This window comes from Stenotrophomonas sp. 89682_Sma, from assembly GCF_056481405.1.
In genome coordinates, this window is record NZ_CM151147.1 from 1,045,043 (window position 1) to 1,068,783 (window position 23,741).

The following is a 23,741-nucleotide window of genomic DNA, read 5'->3' on the forward strand; positions in this document are numbered from 1 at the left end:
GCTCAGTTCCTGTCTGCCAGGTCACCACGGGCGGCAACCGCGTTGCGACGCTGCAGCTCGTCGGCAGTGCGGCGTGCCACCGATTCGCTGGATTCACCGGGTTGCTGGTGGATGGTGATGTGGTTGGTCTGTTGCTGCTGCACGGTGGTGACGCCGCGTGGAGTGGGCGCGGGCATGTCGGGTGCCGGACGGCCCTGCATGGCGCGGCGCAGGCTGTCCTCCTGCTCTCGGACGGCGGGCCTGTCACCCATTGCCACCGCAACACCGGTATACAACGCATCGTTCAGGCCGCCTCGGCCCTGGGCGCGCATGTTGCTGTATCCAACCACACCGTTGCCGATGCTCTTCATGCCATCGACTGCGCCTTCCTTGAGCTGCCCCAGGAAGCCTGATGCAACGTCCAGACCCTTGCCGACAAGCCCTCCCAGATCACCCAGTGGACCGTCGATCAGCTCCAGCAGGGGCTTCAGTGCATCCATCACCACATTGATCGCGGCGCGGGCAGTCTCCTTCATCGAATCCCATCTGCCGATCAGCGCGGTACCAATGGTTTCGCCCAGGGACATCGCTGCATCATTGAGGAATACGATGGTCTGGATGATGTTGCCGACGGCAGCGATTGCCATGCGGAAACTTTCAAACAGCAGGGTGCCGACGAAGCGGCCCACTTCGCCAACACGCGAGAGCGCGTCGCCGCTGAATTCGACCGGTGCGATCAGCTGGCTGATCCAGTTCCATACCCGGCTGAACACTTCGCCCATTGCCTCCCAGGCCGGGCGCAGTGGCTCGACAGCGGCCATGATCTCGCCCATCGCGGCACCGGCGGAGTCGCTCACCCCCTGCCAGAGTCCTCCGAGGAATGCCTTGATCGGCTCCCAGTATTTGCGCACCAGGATGGCGCCTGCGGTGATCGCTGCGATGGCGATCGTGATCGGCCCGCCACCGATGGCGGCCGCGGCAGTGGCAACCACACGGAAGCCAGATGCCAGGCGCATCGCCATCGGCCCGAAGCGCCCCATCTGTGTCAGCAGGCCGCCACCCCGGAACAGCTGGATGGCCTTCTGCACGCCCAGGATCGGGCCCTGCAGGAAGGTCCAGGCATAGCGAGCGCCGAGTACCGCCGCGCGCATGCCCAGCATGCCGACCACGATCTGCGTGGTGTTGGCGATCAGCTTCGGATTTTCCTGCACGAACGAGGTAACCCCGTTCAACAGCTCGGTCAGCTTGACCGCGGCCTCGCCCACCGCGGGCAGCAGCGCCGCACCGAACGCCTTGGACAGGTTGTCCACGGCGATCTTGGCGCCTTCGATCTTCTGCGGATCGGTCTGCATCGCGTCGGCATAGGCCGCATCGGTGGTACCCGCCGATCCATTCAAGGCCTTGTCGCGGACACGGATGTAGGTGTCCCAGTTCTCGATCATGGGCTGGACGAAGTTCTTCGCCTGTGCATCGCTGAACAGGGTGCCGATCTTCTTCTGGTCGCCCGCGGTCGCCTGGATGATTCCCTGCATCGCAGCATCGAAGGGATTGCCGCCGCTGGTCTGTGCATCGCCGATGATCTTGCGCAGATCCAGGTTCAGGCTCTTCTTGGCCTTCTCCTGAATGTCCGGCGAGAGCACCTCGGACATGAAGCTCTTCATGTTGCTGGCGGCCTTGTCGGCGCCACCTGCCGAGTCCAGCGTGGCTTCCAGTGCCGCACCCAGCGTAGCCGCCGCCGATGTGCCCTGCAGCTTCATCGCCTCGAACGAGGAACCCAGCACCGGCAGCACCTGGGCCATGTCCTTCAGGCCCAGGCTGCCCTGCTGGCTGTTCGCCACCAGCACGTCCAGCGCGTTCTGCATGCGCGAGGGATCGATATCGAACGACTGCTGCAGGGCGGCCGCAGCTTGGGCCACATCATCGATGCTGGCACCGGTGACGGTGGTGGTCCGCCCGACAGCACCGAGGCTGGCCTGGGCCGACTGTGCGTCCATGCCGGCCGCGACCATCAGCTTGATCGACCGCTGCAGATCGTCGGCGCCCTGGTTGGTTGCACGCGATTGCTGCAGGATCGCCTGGCCGAGCGCACTCACCTGCGCGCGGCTGAGGTTGGCTGCCACGCCGATCTGCTGGTTCTGGCGGGCGAAGCCGGAGGCGTTCTCGATCGGCTTGGCCAGTGCGGTGACGGCGGTGCCGAGTGTGCCGCGCGCTGCCTTGAACGAGGCGCCGAGTTTCTCGCGCTTCTCCAGGTTGGCGGTGCGCTTGGCTTCGACACGCTCCAGCGCTTCCTGTGAGGCGCGCAGCGCATCGGCCTGCGCGCGCATGCGGGTGTATGCGGTGCCCGACTTCTTCATCGCGGCGAGCTTGAGCTCCAGCTTGCCGGCTTCATCACCGAGGCGCTTCACGCCATCATTGGCGAAGGACAATGCGTCCTTCAGCGACTTGGACACCTCACCGCCGATCGTGATCGTTGTCGTTTGAACGTTACTGGCCATGTACCGGCAATCCCTGAATCCACCAGATGAACTTCGACACCCGCAGTGTCATGATTTCGCGCAGGCCCCAGCCGGTATGACCGGCCAGGGCGAGCACTCCCTGCCTGATCTGTGGCAGGGTCAGGTGGTAAAAAGCGCGACGCCTGCCTGCAGTCGTGCGTAGTCGCGCAACGGCATCTTGCGCACGTCATCCGGCGAGATCTCGCACAGGTTGGCGATCATCCGCACCTCACGCTGGGCGTCGCTGCCCTTGTCGTCCTGGTAGCGCTCCATGTCTTCCACGGTCGGCTCGCGCATGCGCAGCACGGGGGTCTCCATGCCGTTGACCTGGCGCGGGCGGGTGAGGGTGATCTCGGCAAAGCCATCGCGCTCGATGACGGTGTCGGTGGGGGTCTTGGTCTTGCTGGACATGAAGGCGTTCCTGGAATGCGATGCGGTGCGATGGATGCGGGGGCGCGAGGCGCCCCCGGGTTCTTCGGTGCGGCGTGGGCTCAGATGCCCAGCGCGCCGCGGATGCCGGCCAAGACGTCGACGCCACCCTGGCGGGCGATCATGTTGACCACGTCGATCTCCTGCACGACCTGGGCGCCATGGGTCAGCTTGTAGTAGCTCAGCGCCAGGCTGACCTTGATCGTGCCTTTCTCGCCGACCTTGGTTTCACCACGGTCCAGCAGCTTCACCTTGCCGCGCATGTTGTGCACGACCTGGGTCACTTCGCCGTCGTCGCCTTCCAGCGCTTCGCGGGCGGTGAAGCCGTACTCCTTGCTCTCGATGACGTGGAACTTGGTCATGATCTCCGCGTCGTCCGAGGCGAACTCGACCTCGGCGGTGAGCTTTTCATGGCCGAGCACGATCTCGGTCGGGGCCAGCATGCCACCGGCCTGGAAGTCCTCGGTCTTCAGCGACAGCTTGGGGGCGGTGAAGGACATCACGCTGCCGGCGTAACCCTTGCCGTCGACGTAGAAGTTGAAGTTTTTGCGGATCTTGCGCGCCATGCTTAGAAGATCTCCGAGACGTAGTTGTTGTTCATGTGCATGCGGAAGGTCAGCTGCTCACCCGGGTAGGTCGGGGTGAAGTCGAAGTCCCAGTAGAAGCGGCCCTGGGCGACGCTGTCCGCGGCGTTCAGTTCGGGGTCGATCCAGCAGTTGCCGCCGAGGATCGCGCCCTGGGTCTTCAGGCCGCGCAGGAAGGCATTGACGCCCTCGCGCACGTCATCGACGTAGGTCTTGCTGATGCCGCGGTCGACGGCCCACAGGTGGGCAGCTTCCAGGCTGTCGGCGATGATGTCGGCGGTGCGCACCACGCACAGGAACTGCCACTTCGGATCGATGCTGGTGGTGCGGTTGCCCCACAGGCGGAAGCCCCCTTCGCGGATGACCGTGGCCACGTTGGCCTGGTTCAGCTGGTTGGCGCGGCTGGTGGCATCGGACAGGCCGAAGTCGATCGCACGCGCGGTGCCGACCACGCCGTTGAGTTCCAGGTTCGACGGCGACGCCCACCAGCCGCGCTCGTTGTCGCTGCGGGCGATGGCGCCGGCCACGGCACCGGAGGCATAGCGGGTGACGATGGCATCACCGGACTGCACCAGCAGCGCCGGGTCGACCACGTAGACACGCTTGGAGCCGGTCAGTGCAGCGGTGGACTTGGCAGCGTCGTCGTTGCTGTTCGGGCCATCCTTGATGATGACTGCGCGCAGCTTGTCGGCAATGCCGAGCAGTTCCGCGACGACCGGGTTGGCCAGCACGGCCTCCGGCTTGGCCGGGTCGGCCGGGTGCACATGGGTGAAGCCGGGGGCTACCAGGATGCGCGGCTTGACGCCGACGATGGACTTGGCGGCCAGTAGTGCATGCACGCCTTCGTAGGCGCCGGTCTGGGCGTTCACGCCGCCCAGCACGTTGGCCAGGGTTGCGCTTTCATTGGCACCCTTCTCGACGCGGACGACGACGACGACGGCACTGGACTGGTCGAAGATCGCGTCGAGCGCACCGGGCAGGGTGCCGGCATCGGTGCCGGTGGTGGCCGACAGCTTGGCGGCCTGCGACGGCGAGGTCACCAGTACGGGCGTGTTGACGGGGAACGCTTCGGTGTCGGCCAGCGGTGCGGTGCCGACGATGCCGATCACGCTGCTGGAGGCGATGGCAATCGATCGGGCACCGGTATCGATGTTGACGACCTGTACGCCATGGAGAAATTCGGTCATTCGGGGTTCTTCCTCGGTGTGGGTGTGTGCCGGCTTGTGCAGGCGACGGGGTAATGTTCGGAGAATGTGGTTGTCGGGATAATTGCAGCGGTGGCCCGATGTGCAATCAGTACCAGCCCGAAACGGCGACGTTGGCGTATACGGTTGAAACCTGAGCGGGGCTGCCGGAACGACGGAGATGAACGGCTATCTCAACCGTGATGCTCTCGTACATGGAAGATGCCGCAGGAATGCTGATGGATACGGTTGCCGAGCGCGATGTCGCAAGTGAGGAGAATGACGGTGCGCTTGTGCTGAACGAAGCAGCCCCTGTGTTGCTGGCCGTGAACTGCACTTCGTACTGGCCGGGGTTTGCACCCACCGGTGCCCAGCGACCGGAATCCACCTGGGCGGTGGCATCGTTGCCACCGCCGTAACTGTTGCTGTGGACGGTGAAGTTGCCGTCGGACAGCAGGCTGATCTGCACCGACGCCGTGACATCGCCGAATGAGTTTGTTTTGGCGCCATTGCCGGCTGAGTAGTCCTTGCCGTGGAAGGGCAGCCGGTAGCTTGCGGTGCCGCGGGCCGCCCACAGGTTGGATACGTCCATGCCGTTGATGCGATGGCCTACGTCGGCACGTTTGCTGCCGTACTGGATGTGGGCGTAGCGGCGGCTCAGGTCGGTGCCCGCCAACATGGAGCCGCAGTCCGCAGCAAACGGACCCTCGGCGTAGGGATCGAACAGGTCGTCAAAGTCGACTCCACCAGAGGCATAGCCTGAAGGCATGTCAGTTCCCTCCCTTTAGCGACCTGATCTCCGCAGCCAGTTCCTGGATGGCGCGAACCAAGACAGGAATCAGCTGCGACTCCTGGATCGACGGCACTTTCTCACCGCGGTAGTCGACGGCATTCTCGAAGACTGCTTCGGGCACGATTTCGGAGAGCTGCTCTGCAATCATGAAGAGTCGGCGTCGCTCATCGTTCACGAAATCCGAGTTGTACTGGCCGAAATAGGTTTCAATTTTTTCGATTTCCGCCAGGCCGTAGCTCAGGGGTGTCAACGGATGGTCCGACTTCAGCTTGCGCGACGAAGGACGGTTGAATCCCGCGGGAGCTTCCACGACACCTGTCTTCGAAAGCCAGAAGGACTGCCCATAACCCGCGAACGTGAAGACCCGGTCGCCGTCGGTGCTGTCACCGTGGAAGTCGATGTAGCCCTGCGTCGTAGCGTCGACCTCACGGTACAGACGCCACCGCGCGGAGGACCATCCATTTGCACCATTTACGGTCCGTAGCAGCGTTGCCTTCATGCCGTCTGCGTTGCCGCCGTGTGGAATAACGCAGTGCAGGGCGGTCTGGCTGTTCCACAATCCGGTCCCGAGCGGTGGGGAGGCAAGCACGGTGTACCCGACGCCGCCATCCACGGTTACCTTGGCTTTTCCGTTGCCTCCAAGCAGTGCAAGCGAGCCGTTCGCATTTCGGTTGACCAGAAAGCCATTGCGGTCGGTGCCGGTGTTGAGACCGGCACCGATCTCGAGGTTAGCGACATCCAGGTTGTCGTCATAGAGCGCGATACGACCCGCGGCATTGCCTCGCATCCGAAGCGGACCGGTCAGGTCTCCGCCGGTGATGTTGAGCTTCTTGCTTGGATCGAAATTGCCGCTGGTCCAGACAGTTCCGCCTGCATTGAGCGTAGCGGTGTACGCCCCTTCCAGATTGCGGAAAGTGAACGTGGATCCGGACTTGAAGAGATAGCTGTCACCCGTGCCGAAGTAGACGACACCATCGGTCGCGGTACTGCCCCAGCCGGACAGGCGCAGGGAGTTGTTGGAAATGGTGACGGTGCCACTGAAGGTGCCGCCGGTCTTGTCCATCTTCGCTTCAGGCGCGAAGTTCCCGGCATGCCACATCACCGATCCATTCCAGCGCGGGCCATCACCATGCTTGATGGTTATCTCGCTGCTGGCACTGCGGTCCGCGCTCCATACGCGCCACAGGCTGGAATTTCCCCAGCCGCCAATGAAGGACTGCTCGGCACCGGCGGCACCGAAGCCCAGCAACGGATACGTGCCGCTGATGAACTGCTGGTCGGTGAACGTATTGCCGCCCTTGGATGCCTTGCCATCCAGTGCCGACTGCAGCCCGGTCACATCAGCAATCACATGCTTGTGGCCCACGGTGGCGAAGTCACCGGCCAGGGCGAACTCGGAGGCGTGCTTGCCGTCCAGGGTGTCGGCGTCCAGGCCGTTGCCATGCCCGGTGTCCTTCAGCGCGGCGCTCTTCAGTTCCAGCGCTGTGCGCGCCGCGGTGGTGTTTGCTGCAGACAGCAGCGTCTTCGCCAGCGCGGTCGGGGCGCTGGCACCGAAGCGCTTGTCGGTGTACGCACGCACGCCGCGCGGGGTTACTGCGCGCTGGGTGTCGGTGGCATCTTCGGCTTCGGTGCTGGTGGCCAGCTCGACCACGCCGACGACCTCGGTGGTGGCCGGTGGGTAGAGGAAGTCGGCGTCGCCGAACTGGATCTGCGTCGTGTCGATCCCGCTGAAGCGGGTGTCGGTGGCCAGCAGCAGCATCGATGCGGCCGACTTCTCCATGATCGGATCGGCCTGGCCGTAGCTGGCGAACAGGGTGCCGTCAGCCAGGTACAGGCCGAACCCGCGCAGCGTGTAGGAGGTGGCGCTGTCGTCGCGGATGGTGACGTGCACGGTGTCATCGCCCACGGCCTGGCCGCCGAAGGTGGCGACGCGCTTGATCTCGCCGGGCAGCGCGGTGAGCCCCGCCGAAGGCACGAAGGCAGTCGAGGTCAGGCCGATCTGGGTGATCAGCACGGCGTTGGTGCCGGTGTTCGGCGGATTGACCAGCTTGGCGAAGCCGGCATCGGTGATTTTCAAGCGCATACGGGGGTTACTCTCCGATCAGTTGAAGGCGGCGGAAGGCCGTGGCGTGGGCGGCTGCAAGTGCGCCGACGGCGGCGTCGGCCTGCATGCCCTGGGTAAAGGTGAAATGCGAGCGCACCGGCTTGGTCCGGGTGATTTCGCCGATGACGTCCTCGACGAACATCGCCGTGGCGGACTGGCCATCCTGGTTGGCGATGGTCATCACCGCTTCGAAGGTGTGCGGCGCGCCCTTGGGCTGCAGCTGCCACCACTCGCGGATCAGCACCGAGCCACCGAAGGCGGCCACCACGTCGCGTACGCTGCCTGCGGTGCCCTTGCGTCGCTGGATGGCGATGGCCGTACGCACCCGGGCGCGCTTCACGGCTTCGGGCCAGTAGGCCTTCCATTCGTCCACCGACAGCGCCCAGGCCAGCCAGGGCAGCAGTGCGGTCGGACAGCGGTCGGCATCCCACAGCGCGGTGATGTCCACCGGCAACGGACGCGCAACGATGGCGCGGGCAAGCGCGCGCTCGGCGTGGGTGGCGTTGGCGGGAAGCAGGTTCGCCGCCGAGGGCACCACCACCTGGGCGTCACCATCGATGACCTCGCCGGGCGCCGGTGCAGCGGCCAGGGTGACCCTGCTGCCCTCGATGACGCTGCCCTGCAGCAGCTGCCGCCCCTGCGCATCGGTGCGGAATACCGACTGCAGGCGCGCCAGCGCGCCGCCGGGGTGGCGGAAGGTGCGGTTGCGGCCATCGATCGCGCCGCGCAGGCGCGCGTTGATCAGGCGCGTGCTCGGCTCATTCATCGGTGCCGCCATGGGTCAGGGTCACGCCGGTGCAGTGCGTGGCCTGGGTTCGGTCCACCACCACATCTGCAGCTGGATGGACGATTTCCACGCGCTGCACGCCCTCGGCATGCAATGCGGCGAACAACCCCGAACGGGTGACATCGCGGCCGAGACGATGTGACTCACTGATGTAGCGGTCCAGGCGGGTGCGCGCTTCGGCAAGCACGACCTGCGAATCCGGGCCGGCAAAGGTGAACAGCGTGGCGTCGACCGTGTAGTTGACGATCATTGCCGGCTTCACCAGCACGTGGTCGGTCAGCGGTCGCACGTCATCCGCGCTCAGCTTCGCCTCGACGATGTCGAGCAGGCCCTGGGTGGCGGTGCCATCGCCTTCGCGCGACAGCACCGAGACCACCACTTCGCCCGGTGAGGCACTGGTCGCGCTGGCGTCGAGCACGCGCGGGTCCGCGCTCAGCGCATGGAACACATAGGCACCTTCCGGTCCTGCCACGCTGAATCCTTCCGGACCCAGCTGGATGCGGCGGCGGAAGTCCTCATCGCTTTCATATCGAGGAGGAATGCCCTCCTGCGGTTTGCCCGGGTCGAGTACCTGGCGGACGACGCCGAAGATCGCGGCGAGGTGGTCCAGGTCGCTGCCACCGGCATAAGCCAGCATCACGCCACGCGCGGCGTCGTTGACGCGCTGGCGATCGAGCAGGCGCAGGTAGGTGCAGACCTCCAGGATCTTGAAGGCCGGGTCCGACGGCAGCAGCGCGTCGAAAGTGGGGTCCAGGGCCTGCAGTGCGGTCAGCGATTCATCGAACATGGCTTCGAAATCGAGCACTTCGATGACCGCCGGTGCAGGCAGCTGGGACAGATTGACACTGGTGAACGAGCCGGATGCCACGGTTAGCGAACCTCGATTCCTTCGATGGTGATGGCCTCGCCGTCCGGCAGGTGGATCCCGGTCACTGCCAGGATCATCACGCCGGGGGCGGGGAGGGAGACGTCGACGTTCTCGACGTGGAGACGCGGTTCCCATCGCGCCAGCGCGTCGACGGTGGCCGCGATCAGGTCCATGCGCAGCGAGCGGTTGGTCGGCGCATCGATCAGTTCAAACACGCGTGAACCGTATTCGCGGCGCAGCACGCGGGAGCCAAGGGGCGTGGTGAGAATGTCACGCACGGACTGGTGGAGATGGGCGAGCCCATCCAGTGATTTGCCGGTGTTGGCGTCGATTCCTCGCATGGCCTCTATCGTCGTGGAGTGCAGGTTTTCAGGGCATTGCAGGCGTGGCCGCTCAGGCCTGGGCCGGCGTGGTCGGGGCGGTTGGGCCCTGTGCGGTGTGCTTGTGTGCCTTCAGGCCGATGGCGCCGGCCTTGATCTCGCCGGGTGTGGTGATGTCCTTGCCGGCGCTGATCGCGCCGCTGACATCCAGATCACCGGTCGCCTTGATCGAGGGCGTATCGAGCACGATCGATTCGCTGGCGATCACCTGTGCATTCGCGCAGGTGACGATGACCTTGCCGCTGCCGACATGGACGTTGAGCGTGGTGGTTTCCTGGTCGTACTCGACGGTGCTGCCGTCGGCGAACTCGGTGCGTTGCCGCAGGCGCGAGTCGGCCGGCGGCGGAAAGCGGTCCTGGTACAGGCTGCCCAGTACAAGCGCCTGGCCGGGGTCGCCATAGGGGCACGCCAGCACGACCTGCTCGCCTGGTTCGGGCGCGCACCAGCTGCGTACGCCCGGCCCCGCGCGTCGCTCCAGCCAGGGAATCCAGTCGGTAAGCATGCCGTCGGCATCGACGCGGACGCGCCCGTTCGCTTCGTCCAGCTCGCGTACCACACCGATCATCAGCAGGTTGCCGATCAACCGCGCGTGTTCGGCGCTCATCGTGCGTGCTCCGGCAACGGCAGGTAGCGGGGCTCATGGGCGCGGCCGATCTCCGGCGCGAAGCTGTAGGACGCCTGCGGCACCACGCCACCGGCGTCGTCCCACGGGTTGTCGCCCAGTGCGACCGGCAGCGACCACTCGACGATCCAGGTGCGCAGGCCCGGCTGTGCTGCCGTTGGGTCTTCGGGCAATGCCGCGATCACATCGATCGCACCGCTGGCAACGCCGGGAAAGCGGCCGAGCTGGTGCAGCCAGGTCGCCAGGGCGAGGGCCGCGTTGCGCAGCTGCAGCGCGGCGGTTGCATCGGTTGCCGGCAGCGCAATGCGTGCTTCGAAGCGCAGTGTGGCCTGCAGAAGGCCACTGCCATCATTGTTGTCCCTGCTGCGGTCACAGCGGGTCATCGCCAGCAGGCAGGCCGGCAGGGGCATCCCCTCAGCGCTGGCGTCGCGATGGAACTCGATGCTTGCAAACCCCGGAAAGCGTGCACGGATTGCGGCTTCGATCGCGGCAATCAGCGGATCGAGCATAGGAGGAAAGGGATCGTTCGCCATGTCAGCTCATGCAGGGAAGGGAAGAAGGGCGTGGCCTGTGCGGCGCGCGCGGTCTGCAGCCAGTGTTGCCATCACCGCAGTGGGGTGGCATTGCAGGCGTGGCCGTATCCGGCAGGCTCAGTGCGCGGGTGTGGCGCTGCCGCTGCAGTCGGCAGGTGCTGCCGGCGCGGCGCCATTGATGGTGATACCGCGCTGGTTGCCGAGGCTGCACAGCAGCGCACTCAGCTGGTCGGCCAGCGCGTGGTACTGCTGTGCGACGGCAACGTGATTGCGCAGCAGCGCGTCATCGCTGGCCGCGTGCAGGTCCGGCAGGCGGGAAGGGGGAAGCAGCTGGGCAGGTGCGATGCTGAGATCAGCGCGGCAGGGCGTGGCCGGCGTTGGCCTCGCGCCAGATGCGCACGAACTCAGCGTCAGCGTCGCCGCGATCACGACCAGGAGTCTTGGCATGGGTCTCGATGTCCCGTTGCAGGGTGTTGAACTGTTCGGTGCGGCGGGCCTGCTGGGCCACGCGTTGTGATTCGGCTTGCGCGCCTGCGGCGCTGTTGTCCAGGGCCTGCTGGTGCGCGCGCTGGGCTGCATCGGTGCGGGCCGCCTGCTGCGCCGCCCGGGTGGTGGCAGCGGCAAGGTCCGCGCTGCGGTCGCGCAAGGTCCATCCCAGCCAGGCGCAGCTCGCGTGGCTGCCGGCAAGGACCAGCAGTCCGATGCCCAGCCTCAGTGCCCCGGGCGTCACTGCAGGGCTCCGCCGGCGGCACGGTAGGCCGCGCGTAGCGTTTCCAGTGCGTGCTCCTTCTGCCCGTAGCCGGCGCCTGGCAGCGATGCCCAGATGCGCCGTGCCGCGGTGACGGCGGCATCGAAGCGTCCCAGCCGGATCAGCTCGTAGGCACCGCATTGTCTCAACAGGGCGACCGCCGCACGGTCCTGCGAGACCGGGCCGAAGTCGGGCAGGCCCAGGCGTGCGCGCAGGTCGTCCCAGGTGCTGCGCAGGAACTGGTAGCGGCCGGCGGCGCTGGATTTGATGCCATAGCGCGGCAGCGACACCAGCACGCGGGGATGGTCGCGGTAGTCGGTGAACAACTGGCCGCCGACGATGACGTCGTAGCCGTGGTCACGTGAGCGCTGGCCCGGAATGTCGGTGCCTTCGGACACGGCCAGCATGTCCAGGAACGCAGCGACGTTGGTGCCACCGAGGGCGCTGGCGGCGGCGACGGTCATGCGGCCGCTCCTGGTTGCTTGCGAACCAGGGCCAGCAGGGCGTCTATCTGTACGCTCTGCTGGGCGATCTGTGCACGCAGGGCGCTGACCTCACCGCGCAGCTGCCCGATCTCCTGGGCCATTGCCTCGCGTTCGTGCATCAGTCCATCGGCGCGTGTACGTTCGGCCGCGAGTTGTTCCTGCAGGGTGCGCAGGGTGTTGCTGGTGGCTTCGTCGGCGGTGCGGTCGACCTTGGCCGACGACAGCCACTGGCGCAGCCACAACGACACCGCGATCAGCACGCCCGAGGTCCCGCCCAGGTACTTGGCCCAATCCGGCACGCCCGCCAGCAGGTCGCTCTCGTTCATGCGCGTGCGTACCCCTTGAGCAGGGCCGGATGGACCGCCGGTGGCAGCGCGGTACGCGCACCGCGCAGGGCGCGCTTGATGGTGGTCTGTGAGACGCCGAACTCACGCGCGACATGGTCGCGCGGCATGCCGCTGGCGACCGCGCGGGCGATCTGCTCACGGCGTTCGTGCGCGCCAGCAGCGAAGCAGGACGCCAGGAACAACAGTTCGCCGCCGAAGTGCGCGACCAGCCGCCGGGCGGCGTCGTGGCCAAGGATGTCGATCAGCCGATGCTGGTCGGGCAGGGTGGAGGGGACGTAGACGATGACGCGGTGACGGCCGGTGGTGCTGGAGGTGGTCGGCGGCCACGCACGCACCAGCGTGAGGGCTGCGGATTCGCCGATGACCTCGGCCAGGGTCTGGATACTGTCGGGCAGGGCGTTCATGGAGGATGTCTTCAGTGGCATTGATCTCCACTGTTGCCATCCCGTCTGCCTAGTCAATACCTTTCATCTACTTTCATATCGGTACGCTGAAGACGTTCAGTCGTGCGCGAGGATGGGTGAGGAGCACGACCCGCCTGCTTGCAGTGCGCCGTATCCGCTTGCACTGGCCGCTGATGTTTTCCTGTACATCCGTACTCGTTGTCCTCACCTGGCAGGAACAGAGGCAGATCAAGGGGATGGGGCAGGTACAGGGTGAGGACGGCCCCCCGCCGCATGGCCTCATGCGCCGTGTACTGGCCGGAAACAAAAAAGCCCCGGACGATGCCGGGGCTTCAGGACTGCAGGAGTCGCTGGATCAAAGATCGAATACCAGGTTGCCGCCGGTCTTGCGGGGGATGTACCCGGCGTCGCGCAGCCAGCGTGCCGCGTTGACCTGGTCCATGCGCTTGACCGGGAAGCGGTTGGCGAACATCAGGAAGCGCGCCACGGTGATCGACTCGCCCTTGCCCTTCAGGGCCGCGAGGGTTTCGACGAACCATGGCGCGGGCGGCTGCTGGTTGCCCGGGCGGGCCACGGTGCGCGCCTGCCGGCTGCTGCCAGCATCGGCCTGGGCAGTGGCCAGCGTGCACAGCGAGATGAAGATCGCATCCAGGCTCACGTTGTCCTTGCTGCCCTTCGGCTGGGACTTGAACAACTCGATGGCCTTCAGGCGCGTCGACGTGAACTGTTCGACCTCCATGGCGTTTCCTCTTTGCGAAATGGGTTGGGGATGCAGGGTGACGACAGGTGTCGTCGGTGATGGGGGATGACCTTACATCATTTTCGCCGATGATGGGTCGTGGCCTGCGGTGGGTTCAGCGGACGGGGCCGCACAGCCGACCCCGGTTCCGGCTCAGATCAGGCCGCGCGACAGCAGCTGGTCCAGTGATCTGCGGACCAGATCGGCCGGCGTGCCGTCGTTGTCGACTTCGATGTCGACCAGTTCATGCGGCAGCGGTTGCTCGCTGGCATGAAGGTCATTGCTGCAATGGCCCGGGCGGTTGACGCGGATCACGACACCACCGCGGCGGCGGATCGCGCGCGCCTCATTGGCGAAGCGGACGTCGGGTACCAGCCCGCCCTCGGGCAGGCGTGCGAACAGCGAGCGTACCCACAGTTCGGGATGGACGCGGTCACGCCCCCATTCGGTACCGGCGGTCTGCATCAGGTGGCGCGGGGTGAGTTCGGCCAGCCAATCGATGGCGTCCTCCTTGCGGCGGTCCAGTTCATGCAGGGAGAGCCCGAGGAGGGAGGCGACGAACTGGCGCAGTGGGGCCGCGAAGCTGTCGCGTGGCAGCGCCAACGCCGATGCCAGCCCATTGGCGAGTGTGTCCTTGCCCGAGCGCTTGCTGCCGGCGATGCCGATGTAGAGCGGTACACGCGCGCGCGGCGCCGGCCGCAGGGCGATGCTGCCCAGTGCAGGGCCGGCACGGAACGCGGCCAGTGTGTCGGCAATCATGCGATGACCGCTGTCGGGGGAGGCGGGAATCATGCGGAATCTACTCCTGGAGAAATGCGGCAGGTGCCGGAGGATCAGGAATCGCGACCGGCGAGGCTGCGGGCGTGGAGGATGCGCTGGGTAATGCGACCACCCCGGGCCGCCGCGGCGATCGGGTCAAAGCACAGCATGGCGGTGCGGGTACGCCGGCCGGCAGCAAGGTGGTCGCGGATGGTCCGCTCGGACAGTACCGGTACCCGCTGGTGGATCTGCTGCACGGTCAGCTGCTCACCTTCGAAGGCATGCAGTCGGGGATGAGGCATGGCGGAGGCGCTCCTGGAAGGTGGCGGGCCGATACAGCCATCTTGCCTCTGTAGAAGGTCCCAGTCAACACCTTTCATCTACTTCCGTCGTGACGTGGTCGGCCGGGCGGGCTGGCGGTCCACAGCCGTAATGCCGCTGCTGCCAGGCGCTCACGCTCGACCGCGCCGCGTGCGGCCAGGACACCCTCGAGATACTGCTGGCGATGCCGGCGTGGACTGACCGCCGTCCAGCGCCCGTCGTTGCCCATGCGCCGGTAGCCGTCCAGTTGCAGCAGGCGACGTGCTTCGCAGTGCAGGCGCCAGTCGTCGCTGCTGCTGTCAACGTCGCGACCATCAGGGATACGTGGCATCTAGAACGGGCCTGCCGCATGCTCGGCGAGAGTGCGTCTGCGCTCTGGCATCAGCCAGACCTTGGCCCGCTCCTTGCCCACCACGCGGGTGCGTACGCCATGGCGTTTGACCACGTACGCGGCGGCCTCGTTCACCTCGCGACGGTTGGGCTTGTCGATGCCCACCGCGATGACGATCTCGGTGGCGCGGTAATGCGCGCTCCAGTGTTCGGCAGGCAGCGACCAGTCGAAATGACGATCGATCAGTTCGGCGATCGGCGAGATGGGTTCGTGTTCGCTGTTGGTGGCATTCAGCGCATCCAGTTCCTCGGCACTCAGGTGCCAGGTCTCGCCGCTGCAGTACAACGCATGGGCCTCTGCCCAGACCTGCTGCATGTCGATCCGCGCCGGTTCGCCCAATGCTACGGCGTGCACGGTCCACCAGCGGGTGTTGCCGGTGGCATCGCGCAGGAAGCGTTCGTCGTTGACACTGGCAAACAGGATGGTGCGACGTGCATAGCGGGATTCGGTGCGCGCGTAGGGGCGGCGGATCTCGTCATGGCTGCGCGAGATGAATGATTTCAGCGCCGCGATATCGGTACGGCGGAAGGTGGCATCGACCTCGCCCAGTTCGACGATCCACTTGGAGATGACCTGCTTGACGCTGTCCTTGTTGGCCGGATCGAGCACCACCCCGTCAGCGATCAGCTGCAGCTCCGCCGGCGCCAGTTGCCGTGCCCAGCGCGTCTTGCCCAGGTTCTGTTTCGAGACGAACGTCAGTACGCCGCGCGCGACCACGCCATCGGGCTCAAAGGCGGCCGCCACGCCGGAGATCAGCCAGCGCCGCATCAGGACTTCCTTCAGCACGCGGCCGTCGGCCATGCGCGTGGGCTGGGCTTCCTGCACGGTGTCGAAGAACGCCTGCAGGCGGGTCTGGCCATCCCACGGCCGTGAGGTGATCCAGCTTGCGACCGGGTTGTAGGGATTGGCTTCGGCCACCTGGCACAGGTTGGTCTCGAAGCTGGCGGTGGCCATGCCGGCGCGGTGCATGCAATCCATCACTTCGCCCGCCGCGACTTCCTTGGCGTTGTCCACGGTCGTGTGCAGCCCAGGAACCAGAATCTCCAGATCCTTGCGGATGACGTTGTAGCGCACGGTCACACCGGTACGACGGCACAGCTCGGCCAGGTTGCGGGCCGTTGGCAACGGCCGCCCGCGCGCGCTGGTGTCGGGAAACGGGGTGAAGGCATCGAATGCGGACAGGTTGCCAGGCACCTGGTAGCGCGCGCTTGCCGATGACGGCGCATCGCCCCCCGCCACGTCGTCGCCTGCTGCGGGCGGTGCGGGAGGCAACAGCTGGATACGCACGGCGTCCAGCCCTTCACGCAGATGCAGGTCGTTGAAGTCGGTAGGACGGTCATCGTCGCCATGCAGCGCGGTGAATTCGGGCCAGGCCACGCGGGCATCGATGTCCGCGGCAGCCTGCGTGGCCAGGGTGACGCCCGGGTTGTCCAGCGGCTGCCGCGTCCATTGATCGTTGTCGGCGCACAGCACGAACGATGCGTCCGGCATGGCGCCGCGCCAGGCCCGGGCGACCGCGCCAAGGTTGCCTGCATCCCAGGCCACCACCACGCACCAGCCCGTGGCCTGGTGGATGGATCCGGCGGTGGCATAGCCCTCTGCAATGGCGATCGGTTGGCCAGGGGCCGGCTTGCCGATGACATGGAAGCAGCCCTGCTTGCGGCCACCGGAAAGGAAGTCCTTGTCGCGGCCAAGTGCTGGATCCACGCGGGGAAAGATCGCCTGCAACGAGACGATACGGCCCGCGCTGTTCATCACCGGCACCAGCAGGACATTGTCGATATGGCGGAAGACCAGGCCATCGCTGTTGCGCACCGGCCACGGCGCCACGCGCAGGCCATGTGCGTGGATGCCCTTGCGTACCAGATAGGGGTGCTGGACGTCGGCGGGAATGGCACGGTTCCACAGCACGTTGGCGGCCTTGGCGGCAGCGTCCTCGCGCTCGCGCTGATGCCGTTCGCGCTCGCTGCGGGCCGCTTCCTGGCGTTGCCGGATGGCGCGCTGCTCGGCCGCACTCAACGCGGTCGGCGATTTCGCGCACCAGGCATGGCGGGTGCCGGTCCGCCAGCTGCCGAACTCGCCGGCCGGCACATGGTCTCCAAACAACACGGCCCACCCGTTGCGCGTGCCACGACGGTCGCCTTCCACGTGGAAGCGAACCAGGGTGCCATCGGCATTGAGCGCGTCGCGGCCGCGCGCGTCCGGCACGATGCCGTGCGCGTGCATGGCCTGCAGGAACGCGGGAACGATGTCCTGCGTGGGATGCGGTGTGTGCATTCGACGGGGCCCCTGGGAACGTGGATCGGTCCACGGCGGCCGATGGCGGCCAACGTGCTGTGCAGTTTCTGGCGTGCGCAGGTCACGCAGCGGCCGACCGATGCAGTGCGGTCAGGATGTGATGGGAGGTGGTGGCACGGTCATGGTGTCGGAATGTGGCTTCATTTGCAACACCTTCCAGTACCTTGCATCCCCGGGCGCGCTCAGGCCATCCAGTACGCGTTGGATCTGCGATGGCGTTCGCAGATCGCCGTGGTCGCGCCGACGCGTCGCAGTTGGCGAGAACCGGTTTTCGGATGATGCGATCGCCGTCAGCGACGGCCCTTCGTTTCTCTCCACCGCGCCTTCGGGCGCCCGTGCACAAGGAGCCTGCATGTTTGAAATCCACTGCAACCACGAACGCCGATCCGCCGCGGAATCCGCGTCGTTGACGGTCGTTGCGACGTTCTCAATCGGTGCGACCACCCCTCGATAAAATACAACCCGCATGACGGACACCATCGACGAAGCGCAGGAAATGGAAGCGCGCCACCTGCAACGCGCCCTGGCCCAGCACGCAACGCGGGCCAGCAACGTTGCCCCTCTCACTCCCATGGGGGAATGCCACAACCCGGACTGCAGCGAAGACTTCGACAACGATCCGGCAAGGCTGTTCTGTGGGCCTGCCTGTGCCGAGCGTTTCGAAGCCATCCATCAACACCGCAACGCATAGGAACAGGGGACATGTCTCTGAACAGCAACGACGCTGGCTTCACCGAACGCATCGCCGGTTTATCGGCCGAGCTCGCCGTGCTGGTGAGCCTGGTGGAGAACCACATCCATCTGCAGCTGGCTGATCTGGCCGACTCGGGTGATGTGGATGCACAGGAGCGATTCGCGGTAGCCGATCCGGAGCGCTGGTTGGAGAACGCCCGCAACAGCCTGCAGGCGGGTGTCATGTTCCTGGAGCGCGCGGTGCAGCAGCCGGTGCGGTTCTAGTCATCCGGTGCGGGGACGGAAGGGGCCGGCCAGGCTGCCTTCCGTCCCCCTCGGGCAGTGGACGATCCCCTGCGCTGGAGGCTGCGTCATAACGTCGCACCGGCGGCAGGGCAACCCTGAACGTGGTCCAAGGTTGGTCGCAGGCCCGTAGAATGGCCGGGTGCGTCGTTCTGTCCTCCACCGCCGGTTCCAGGCCCTGGCATGGCTAGCCATGCTGCTGGTGCTGCTTGCCCCGCTGGTGAGCCGCTGGCTGGCGCATGGTCACGGTGCAGTGGCTGTGCCGATGGCGGCGATGGAGCATTCCCAGCATGCGCAGCATGCGATGGAAGGCCATCACGACCACCACGCGATGGCGATGCAGCAGGGCGAGGTCGCGAAGAAGCCGCCCGCCGATCCACATGCCGAGCATGAGATGGGCGTGGACTGCGACTACTGTCTGATCGCCGCGCGGCTGATCACCCTGCTGGTGGCGGCATTGCTGCTGCTGGCACCGATGGTATCGATATGCCATGCGTTGCGGGGTGTAGTGCAGGCGTTGCCGCAGCGGGTCAGCGGCACATTGGGAGCGCGCGGGCCACCGGCCCTGATGGCCGTCTGAGCCCTGCGCGCACGCCTTTGGATTGATTTTCCTGAGCTGCCAGGCATGGCCTGGCACTACTGCGTGCGCGCTTCCCGAACTCCTTCAGCTGCCGCGCGTTGCGGGGTGGCCTTGAATGCCGTGAACAAATGAAAACGAACCCCAACTCCGCGCGCCTGCGCCGGGCGACGCTGCCTTTGACGTGTGCGTTGCTCCTGCACACCGCTTCCGTACTTGCCGCCGATGCGGCACCACCGACCACGCTGGATACCGTGCGCGTGGTCGATACCCGTAGCGGCGAGCTGTCATCCACCGCCAGCGCAGGCTCTGCGTTGGGCCTGAGCGTGCTGCAGACGCCGGCCAGCCTGACGGTGATTTCGCGCGAGCAGCTGGAACAGCGCGGCGACACCAACCTCAACGATGCGATCAGCCGCGCCGGTGCGATCAGTGCGATGCCGCACCCGGGCAACGGCCTGAGTGCGCTGTCCAGCCGTGGCTTCACCGATGGCGCTTCAGTGATGCGCCTGTACGACGGGCTGCGCCAGTACGGCGGCGTGGGCATCACGTTCCCGTTCGATACCTGGTCCATCGAGCGCATCGAAGTGCTGCGCGGTCCGGCCTCGGTCATCCATGGCGATGGTGCCATCGGCGGGGTCATCAACATCGTGCCGAAGAAGCCGACGCGCGGTGCCATCGAGAACGAGATCAGCGTGACCGTGGGCAGCGAGGACACCGCACGCCTGGGCTTCGGCAGTGGTGGCGCGCTGACGCCCGAGCTGGCCTACCGCGTGGACGCGAGCGGCAACTACAGCGGTGGCTGGGTTGATCGCGGGCGCAGCAGTGATGCCACCTTCTCCGGCGCACTGCTGTGGCAGCCGCGTACGGACCTGAAGCTGACCCTGACCCATGCGCAGGGCCACCAGAAGCCGATGCGCTACTTCGGTACGCCCCTGGTGGATGGCCGACAGTTGGACGCACTGCGCCACCGCAACTACAACGTGGAAGACAGCGACATCCGCTATCGCGACCGCTGGACGCAACTCGATGCGCTGTGGACACCGAACGCTAACGTGGAATGGCGCACGCGCGTCTACCAGATCGACAGCCAGCGCGACTGGCGCAATGCCGAGGCCTATGTCTACAACCCACGAACCGGGTTGATCGACCGTTCGGGCAATACCCAGATCACCCACAACCAGGACCAGACCGGGCTGACCTCGACGCTGCGCGTGCGGGGCAGTGTGGGTGGCCTGCAGAACAATTTTGCCGTGGGCCTGGACGCCAACCGTGCGCACTTCAAGCACACCAACAACACCTACGCCGGCAGCTCCGGCCCGGTCGATCCATTCCATCCGGTGCCGGGGCAGTTCGCCAGCGATGCGCCGAACCTGCCGCGCTATCGCAATGGTGCCGAGCAGTACGCGCTGTTCGTGGAAGACCACCTGACGTTGAGCGAGCGTTGGTCGGTGCTGGGGGGGCTGCGCCATGACCGCGCGCGCATCGACCGCACCGATCTGATCAGCGGCCAGAGAGCATTCTCGAAGACCTACAGCAGCACCGGCTGGCGCGCAGGCACCGTTTTCGCGCTGCAGCCGACGCTGAGCCTCTACGCGCAGTACTCACAGGCGGCGGACCCGGTCAGCGGCCTGCTGATGATCAGCCCGGCCAACGGTGCCTTCGACCTGGCCAAGGGACGGCAGGTCGAGGTGGGCCTGAAGCAGGCGTTCGACGGTGGCGAGTGGACGCTGGCGGCGTATCGCATCCGCAAGACCGGTCTGCTCAGCCGCGACCCGCTGGTGCCGGATCGCCGGGTACAGGTGGGCGCGCAGACCTCGCGCGGCATCGAGGCATCGTTGAACTGGAGCTTCGCGCCGCGGTGGGCGCTCGATGCCAATGCCACAGTGCTGAAGGCAAAGTTCGATGACTTCCTGGAAACCACCGGTTCGCCGCCGGTGCTGGTCTCGCGCGATGGCAATGTGCCGCCGAACGTGGCTGAGCGCCTGGCCAATGTGTGGGTGAGCTGGCAGTTCCTGCCCGACTGGAGCGCGGCCTCAGGCGTGCGTTACGTCGGCAAGCGCTACGCCGACAATGCCAACACCCTGGAACTGCCCGGCTACAGCACCACCGACCTGGCGCTGACCTGGCAGGCGGCAGCGCGCACGCGGTTGTCGGCGCGCCTGTTCAATGTGTTCGACAAGGCGTACTACGCCACGGCGTACTACACCAGTACTCAATGGCTGCTGGGACCGGATCGGCGCGTCGAGTTCACCGTCGACCATCGGTTCTGAGGGCACTGGCCATGTCGTTGCGATCCACTGCCAAGCGCTGGACCTATCTGGTGCACCGCTGGCTGGGCATCGGCGGATGCCTGTTGATGCTGCTGTGGTTCGTCAGCGGCATGGTGATGCTGTTCATCGGCTACCCGAAGTTGACGCCCGGCGAGCGGCTGGCAGCGTTGCCGGTGCTGGGTGACGCAGGGGATTGGCGAGGACTGTCGGCGCTGCCAGATGCTGTACAGGCCGAACCGGAAGCCGTGGCCCTGACCACGGTGGGCGGTGAAGCGGCGTATGTAGTGCGCGCCGGCAGCAACGTCGGGGCGTGGTCGGTACGGACCGGCCAGGCGCTGCTGCCGGTTTCCGCCCAGCGCGCCGAAGCGTCGGCCGCGCAGTTCGCCGGTGGGCAGGCCTTCGTTGGGGCGATGCGCGTGGATGAGGACGGCTGGACCCATTCGCGCGCGCTGGATGCGCATCGGCCACTGTACCGAGTCGAGGTGGGGGGCGCGCAGCCGGGGGATGTGTATGTGTCCTCGCACACCGGCGAAGTGGTGCTGGACGCGCCGCGCGTGCAGCAGCGCTGGAACTACGTGGGTGCGTGGCTGCACTGGCTGTACTTCCTTCGCATGCAGTCGGTCGATCCGGTGTGGACGTGGGTGGTGATCGTGCTCTCAGCGTTGTGCACGGTGGCGGCAATCAGCGGCATCGTGGTGGGTGTGTGGCGCTGGCGCTTCCGTGGGCACTACCGCACTGGCGCGAAGACGCCGTATGTCGAGCCGTGGATGCGCTGGCACCACCTGATCGGGTTGGTGGCAGCGGCATTCGTGTTCACCTGGATCTTCAGCGGCCTGATGTCGATGAATCCATTGGGCGTCTTCAGCAGCACGCGCGAGTCGATCGACAGCGAGCGCTATCACGGCGGCGCGGCAGCCGTGGATGGAATACTGGGTGAACCTGCAGCACTGCTGGCGGCGGCGGGTGCCCGGCACTTCAGGCCGGTGGAGATCCAGTGGCGGCGCATCGGTGGCGAGCTGTTCGCAGTGTTGCTGGACGGACGGAGCGATACCCGCATCGTGTCCAGTGAAGATGGAGAGCTGCAGGTCTTGCGGCAACTGCCTGTGGACTGGCTCCAGCAGAGGGCGCGCGCCATGTCCGATGCGCCGATGCAGGCGTTCGCGGTCCAGCATGCAGCAGATGCGTACTTCTACCCGCGTGCACCGGAAGCCATGAATGGTGCAGCCGTACGCCGCTTCCCGGTGGCGGTGGCGGACTTCGGTGATGCCGAGGCGACGCGTGTCTATCTCGACCTGGCCACCGGCGATCCGCTGCTGACGATGGGACATCGCGAGCGTGTCGGGCGCTGGCTGTTCTACTTCCTGCACAGCTGGGACCTGCCGGCGATGCTGCGCTTTGACAGCACCCGGTTGGCTGTTCTGCTGCTGTTGAGCGTTGCGGGTACGGCGTTGTGCGCGACGGCCGTGGTGATTGGCTACCGCCGGTTACGGATGAAGTTGCGGCCAAGGCGGCGCTGATGCCGCAAACTACATCCGCAGCCAACGGGTGGACACCGCCACCAGCAGCAAGGCCATGGCCACGCCGATGAACGCAGCGATCAGGCCGAAGTGGTTGGCGGCGAAACCGATCAGTGCCGGGCCGGCGAGGATGCCGGCAAAACCCAGCGTGGAAACGGCGGTAATCGCCAGTGCGCCGGGCATGCGGTTCTGATGGCCGGCGAGCGAGAACAGCGCCGGCGCGATGTTGGCGCAGCCGAGGCCGACCAGCACGTATCCGGCCAACGACATCTGCCACGGCGTGATCAGGGTCAGCACCAGCACGCCGCTGGCAGCGAGCAGAGCACCCAACACGATCGCGCGCTGGCGTCCCATGCGTGAGACCAGTGCATCGCCGAACAGACGGGCGACGGTCATGGTCAGGGTGAAGGTCACATAGCCGATGCCTGCCAGGCTGGCATCGACGCGACGTACATCGGTGAGGAACACCGCGCTCCAGTCCAGCATCGCGCCTTCACCCAGGAAGGCGACGAAGGCCAGTACGCCAATGAACAGCACGATGCCATGCGGCATGGCCAGCATCGGGGTGTCATGGGGCATGCGCTCGCTGTGCCAGTACGACGCCGACAGCAGCATCACCAGCAGCATGGCGGCAACGCCGATCAGTACCGATGCCAGCGGTGGCAGCCGTGCGGACATCAGCACGGTCATGGTGGCCGCGCCGAGGAAGCCGCCGATGCTGAAGAAGGCGTGGAAGCCGGACATCATCACGCGACGCGCCTCGCGCTCGACGATCACCGCCTGTACGTTCATCGTGCAGTCCATCGCACCCACGGCGGCACCAAACACGAACAACACCAGGCCCAGCGCCCACGCCGAGCTGGCCAATGCCAGGCCGGGAACGGTCAGGCAGATCAGCAGGCTGCTGGCCACCATCACCCGGCGGCAGCCCAGGCGCGCGGCCAGCACGCCGGACAAGGGCATTGCCAGCAGCGAACCCGCTCCGAGGCAGAGCAGCACCAGGCCCAATGTGGCGTCGTTGATGTCTGTGCGTGCCTTGGCGAACGGCACCAGCGTGGCCCACAGCGCGGTGGCGAAGCCGGGAATGAAGAATGCAGCGCGGGTCGCGTGCTGTTCTGCACGCGCGCGGTTGGCGAGGGACATTGGGGATGC

Annotated in this window: 28 protein-coding genes; 5 read left to right on the forward strand and 23 right to left on the reverse strand. The window is 66.2% G+C overall.

What is annotated here, in order from left to right:
• Positions 1-2: 2 nt before the first annotated feature.
• The 22 genes from ACZK29_RS04750 to ACZK29_RS04855 form a co-directional block, all read right to left on the reverse strand.
• Entirely contained in the window at positions 3-2,474 is a 2,472-nt protein-coding gene (locus tag ACZK29_RS04750; RefSeq protein WP_164146721.1) for a phage tail tape measure protein, read from the reverse strand.
• Positions 2,475-2,594: 120 nt separating this feature from the next.
• On the reverse strand, positions 2,595-2,885 hold the full coding sequence (locus ACZK29_RS04755; protein WP_478446727.1) for a phage tail assembly protein: 291 nt from the start codon (positions 2,883-2,885) through the stop codon (positions 2,595-2,597).
• An 80-nt stretch (positions 2,886-2,965) separates the two neighbouring features.
• On the reverse strand, positions 2,966-3,469 hold the full coding sequence (locus ACZK29_RS04760) for a phage major tail tube protein (protein WP_099553864.1): 504 nt from the start codon (positions 3,467-3,469) through the stop codon (positions 2,966-2,968).
• 2 nt (positions 3,470-3,471) lie between these two features.
• A complete protein-coding gene (locus ACZK29_RS04765; RefSeq protein WP_111204521.1) occupies positions 3,472-4,674 on the reverse strand; it encodes a phage tail sheath C-terminal domain-containing protein in 1,203 nt (400 codons plus the stop codon).
• A 106-nt stretch (positions 4,675-4,780) separates the two neighbouring features.
• Entirely contained in the window at positions 4,781-5,440 is a 660-nt protein-coding gene (locus ACZK29_RS04770) for a hypothetical protein (protein ID WP_164146722.1), read from the reverse strand.
• A 1-nt stretch (position 5,441) separates the two neighbouring features.
• Positions 5,442-7,547 (reverse strand): phage tail protein, encoded by a 2,106-nt coding sequence (locus ACZK29_RS04775; RefSeq protein WP_478446728.1) that lies wholly within the window; start codon positions 7,545-7,547, stop codon positions 5,442-5,444.
• 7 nt (positions 7,548-7,554) lie between these two features.
• Positions 7,555-8,103, reverse strand: coding sequence for a phage tail protein I (locus tag ACZK29_RS04780; protein ID WP_227860081.1), 549 nt, complete (start codon positions 8,101-8,103; stop codon positions 7,555-7,557).
• A 223-nt stretch (positions 8,104-8,326) separates the two neighbouring features.
• Positions 8,327-9,223: a baseplate assembly protein gene (locus ACZK29_RS04785; RefSeq protein WP_099497693.1), complete on the reverse strand. Its 897-nt coding sequence runs from the start codon at positions 9,221-9,223 to the stop codon at positions 8,327-8,329.
• A 2-nt stretch (positions 9,224-9,225) separates the two neighbouring features.
• Positions 9,226-9,564, reverse strand: a complete 339-nt coding sequence (locus tag ACZK29_RS04790; RefSeq protein ID WP_005408332.1) for a GPW/gp25 family protein — start codon at positions 9,562-9,564, stop codon at positions 9,226-9,228.
• Positions 9,565-9,616: 52 nt separating this feature from the next.
• On the reverse strand, positions 9,617-10,207 hold the full coding sequence (locus ACZK29_RS04795) for a phage baseplate assembly protein V (protein ID WP_099589437.1): 591 nt from the start codon (positions 10,205-10,207) through the stop codon (positions 9,617-9,619).
• Positions 10,204-10,734 carry a hypothetical protein gene (locus ACZK29_RS04800; protein WP_478446729.1) on the reverse strand — a complete coding sequence of 177 codons (531 nt, stop codon included), beginning with the start codon at positions 10,732-10,734 and terminating at the stop codon, positions 10,204-10,206. The genes ACZK29_RS04795 and ACZK29_RS04800 overlap by 4 nt, the downstream gene beginning before the upstream one ends.
• Before the next feature lie 141 nt (positions 10,735-10,875).
• Positions 10,876-11,205, reverse strand: a complete 330-nt coding sequence (locus ACZK29_RS04805; protein ID WP_164146714.1) for a hypothetical protein — start codon at positions 11,203-11,205, stop codon at positions 10,876-10,878.
• A complete protein-coding gene (locus ACZK29_RS04810) occupies positions 11,111-11,404 on the reverse strand; it encodes a hypothetical protein (protein ID WP_239503963.1) in 294 nt (97 codons plus the stop codon). Before ACZK29_RS04810 ends, ACZK29_RS04805 begins: the two co-directional genes overlap by 95 nt.
• Before the next feature lie 80 nt (positions 11,405-11,484).
• On the reverse strand, positions 11,485-11,970 hold the full coding sequence (locus ACZK29_RS04815) for a glycoside hydrolase family 24 protein (RefSeq protein WP_111204516.1): 486 nt from the start codon (positions 11,968-11,970) through the stop codon (positions 11,485-11,487).
• Positions 11,967-12,317 (reverse strand): hypothetical protein, encoded by a 351-nt coding sequence (locus tag ACZK29_RS04820; protein ID WP_043033662.1) that lies wholly within the window; start codon positions 12,315-12,317, stop codon positions 11,967-11,969. Before ACZK29_RS04820 ends, ACZK29_RS04815 begins: the two co-directional genes overlap by 4 nt.
• The gene (locus ACZK29_RS04825; RefSeq protein WP_229302267.1) at positions 12,314-12,742 is read right to left on the reverse strand and encodes a helix-turn-helix domain-containing protein; all 429 of its coding nucleotides are present in this window, start codon (positions 12,740-12,742) and stop codon (positions 12,314-12,316) included. Before ACZK29_RS04825 ends, ACZK29_RS04820 begins: the two co-directional genes overlap by 4 nt.
• Before the next feature lie 355 nt (positions 12,743-13,097).
• Complete coding sequence (locus tag ACZK29_RS04830; RefSeq protein ID WP_088431403.1) at positions 13,098-13,481, reverse strand: hypothetical protein; 384 nt, start codon at positions 13,479-13,481, stop codon at positions 13,098-13,100.
• A gap of 153 nt (positions 13,482-13,634) precedes the next feature.
• On the reverse strand, positions 13,635-14,273 hold the full coding sequence (locus ACZK29_RS04835) for a deoxynucleotide monophosphate kinase family protein (protein ID WP_106549839.1): 639 nt from the start codon (positions 14,271-14,273) through the stop codon (positions 13,635-13,637).
• A gap of 41 nt (positions 14,274-14,314) precedes the next feature.
• Positions 14,315-14,542 (reverse strand): hypothetical protein, encoded by a 228-nt coding sequence (locus tag ACZK29_RS04840; protein ID WP_164146725.1) that lies wholly within the window; start codon positions 14,540-14,542, stop codon positions 14,315-14,317.
• Positions 14,543-14,616: 74 nt separating this feature from the next.
• A complete protein-coding gene (locus ACZK29_RS04845) occupies positions 14,617-14,892 on the reverse strand; it encodes a DUF7696 family protein (protein ID WP_164146726.1) in 276 nt (91 codons plus the stop codon).
• Entirely contained in the window at positions 14,893-17,229 is a 2,337-nt protein-coding gene (locus ACZK29_RS04850; protein ID WP_478446730.1) for a VapE domain-containing protein, read from the reverse strand. It lies immediately after the preceding gene.
• A 111-nt stretch (positions 17,230-17,340) separates the two neighbouring features.
• Positions 17,341-17,718 (reverse strand): hypothetical protein, encoded by a 378-nt coding sequence (locus tag ACZK29_RS04855; protein ID WP_164146728.1) that lies wholly within the window; start codon positions 17,716-17,718, stop codon positions 17,341-17,343.
• Here ACZK29_RS04855 and ACZK29_RS04860 point away from each other — a divergent pair.
• The 5 genes from ACZK29_RS04860 to ACZK29_RS04880 all read left to right on the forward strand — a co-directional run bounded on the left by ACZK29_RS04860 (position 17,717) and on the right by ACZK29_RS04880 (position 22,589).
• Entirely contained in the window at positions 17,717-17,941 is a 225-nt protein-coding gene (locus ACZK29_RS04860) for a hypothetical protein (protein ID WP_005408344.1), read from the forward strand. The two genes, ACZK29_RS04855 and ACZK29_RS04860, sit on opposite strands and share 2 nt — an antisense overlap.
• Before the next feature lie 11 nt (positions 17,942-17,952).
• The gene (locus ACZK29_RS04865) at positions 17,953-18,207 is read left to right on the forward strand and encodes a hypothetical protein (protein ID WP_164146729.1); all 255 of its coding nucleotides are present in this window, start codon (positions 17,953-17,955) and stop codon (positions 18,205-18,207) included.
• 211 nt (positions 18,208-18,418) lie between these two features.
• Positions 18,419-18,805, forward strand: coding sequence for a DUF2946 family protein (locus tag ACZK29_RS04870; RefSeq protein ID WP_164146730.1), 387 nt, complete (start codon positions 18,419-18,421; stop codon positions 18,803-18,805).
• Positions 18,806-18,933: 128 nt separating this feature from the next.
• A complete protein-coding gene (locus tag ACZK29_RS04875; RefSeq protein ID WP_478446731.1) occupies positions 18,934-21,072 on the forward strand; it encodes a TonB-dependent receptor in 2,139 nt (712 codons plus the stop codon).
• Positions 21,073-21,083: 11 nt separating this feature from the next.
• On the forward strand, positions 21,084-22,589 hold the full coding sequence (locus tag ACZK29_RS04880; protein WP_478446732.1) for a PepSY domain-containing protein: 1,506 nt from the start codon (positions 21,084-21,086) through the stop codon (positions 22,587-22,589).
• Between the two features lie 9 nt (positions 22,590-22,598).
• Here ACZK29_RS04880 and ACZK29_RS04885 read toward each other — a convergent pair whose 3' ends face one another.
• Positions 22,599-23,732: an MFS transporter gene (locus ACZK29_RS04885; protein WP_478446733.1), complete on the reverse strand. Its 1,134-nt coding sequence runs from the start codon at positions 23,730-23,732 to the stop codon at positions 22,599-22,601.
• Between the last annotated feature and the right edge of the window lie 9 nt (positions 23,733-23,741).

What these genes read in the sequence shown, in the direction of transcription:
- ACZK29_RS04845 (WP_164146726.1), bottom strand. Translation starts at nt 14,892, where the DNA reads ATGCCACGTATCCCTGATGGTCGCGACGTTGACAGCAGCAGCGACGAC.
- ACZK29_RS04865 (WP_164146729.1), top strand. Translation starts at nt 17,953, where the DNA reads ATGTCTCTGAACAGCAACGACGCTGGCTTCACCGAACGCATCGCCGGT.
- ACZK29_RS04840 (WP_164146725.1), bottom strand. Translation starts at nt 14,542, where the DNA reads ATGCCTCATCCCCGACTGCATGCCTTCGAAGGTGAGCAGCTGACCGTG.
- ACZK29_RS04800 (WP_478446729.1), bottom strand. Translation starts at nt 10,734, where the DNA reads ATGCTCGATCCGCTGATTGCCGCGATCGAAGCCGCAATCCGTGCACGC.
- ACZK29_RS04855 (WP_164146728.1), bottom strand. Translation starts at nt 17,718, where the DNA reads ATGCGGGTTGTATTTTATCGAGGGGTGGTCGCACCGATTGAGAACGTC.
- ACZK29_RS04755 (WP_478446727.1), bottom strand. Translation starts at nt 2,885, where the DNA reads ATGTCCAGCAAGACCAAGACCCCCACCGACACCGTCATCGAGCGCGAT.
- ACZK29_RS04790 (WP_005408332.1), bottom strand. Translation starts at nt 9,564, where the DNA reads ATGCGAGGAATCGACGCCAACACCGGCAAATCACTGGATGGGCTCGCC.
- ACZK29_RS04885 (WP_478446733.1), bottom strand. Translation starts at nt 23,732, where the DNA reads ATGTCCCTCGCCAACCGCGCGCGTGCAGAACAGCACGCGACCCGCGCT.
- ACZK29_RS04835 (WP_106549839.1), bottom strand. Translation starts at nt 14,273, where the DNA reads ATGATTCCCGCCTCCCCCGACAGCGGTCATCGCATGATTGCCGACACA.
- ACZK29_RS04850 (WP_478446730.1), bottom strand. Translation starts at nt 17,229, where the DNA reads ATGCACACACCGCATCCCACGCAGGACATCGTTCCCGCGTTCCTGCAG.
- ACZK29_RS04805 (WP_164146714.1), bottom strand. Translation starts at nt 11,205, where the DNA reads ATGCCAAGACTCCTGGTCGTGATCGCGGCGACGCTGACGCTGAGTTCG.
- ACZK29_RS04795 (WP_099589437.1), bottom strand. Translation starts at nt 10,207, where the DNA reads ATGAGCGCCGAACACGCGCGGTTGATCGGCAACCTGCTGATGATCGGT.
- ACZK29_RS04870 (WP_164146730.1), top strand. Translation starts at nt 18,419, where the DNA reads ATGCTGCTGGTGCTGCTTGCCCCGCTGGTGAGCCGCTGGCTGGCGCAT.
- ACZK29_RS04765 (WP_111204521.1), bottom strand. Translation starts at nt 4,674, where the DNA reads ATGACCGAATTTCTCCATGGCGTACAGGTCGTCAACATCGATACCGGT.
- ACZK29_RS04830 (WP_088431403.1), bottom strand. Translation starts at nt 13,481, where the DNA reads ATGGAGGTCGAACAGTTCACGTCGACGCGCCTGAAGGCCATCGAGTTG.
- ACZK29_RS04770 (WP_164146722.1), bottom strand. Translation starts at nt 5,440, where the DNA reads ATGCCTTCAGGCTATGCCTCTGGTGGAGTCGACTTTGACGACCTGTTC.
- ACZK29_RS04760 (WP_099553864.1), bottom strand. Translation starts at nt 3,469, where the DNA reads ATGGCGCGCAAGATCCGCAAAAACTTCAACTTCTACGTCGACGGCAAG.
- ACZK29_RS04750 (WP_164146721.1), bottom strand. Translation starts at nt 2,474, where the DNA reads ATGGCCAGTAACGTTCAAACGACAACGATCACGATCGGCGGTGAGGTG.
- ACZK29_RS04860 (WP_005408344.1), top strand. Translation starts at nt 17,717, where the DNA reads ATGACGGACACCATCGACGAAGCGCAGGAAATGGAAGCGCGCCACCTG.
- ACZK29_RS04820 (WP_043033662.1), bottom strand. Translation starts at nt 12,317, where the DNA reads ATGAACGAGAGCGACCTGCTGGCGGGCGTGCCGGATTGGGCCAAGTAC.
- ACZK29_RS04815 (WP_111204516.1), bottom strand. Translation starts at nt 11,970, where the DNA reads ATGACCGTCGCCGCCGCCAGCGCCCTCGGTGGCACCAACGTCGCTGCG.
- ACZK29_RS04825 (WP_229302267.1), bottom strand. Translation starts at nt 12,742, where the DNA reads ATGAACGCCCTGCCCGACAGTATCCAGACCCTGGCCGAGGTCATCGGC.
- ACZK29_RS04880 (WP_478446732.1), top strand. Translation starts at nt 21,084, where the DNA reads ATGTCGTTGCGATCCACTGCCAAGCGCTGGACCTATCTGGTGCACCGC.
- ACZK29_RS04775 (WP_478446728.1), bottom strand. Translation starts at nt 7,547, where the DNA reads ATGCGCTTGAAAATCACCGATGCCGGCTTCGCCAAGCTGGTCAATCCG.
- ACZK29_RS04875 (WP_478446731.1), top strand. Translation starts at nt 18,934, where the DNA reads ATGAAAACGAACCCCAACTCCGCGCGCCTGCGCCGGGCGACGCTGCCT.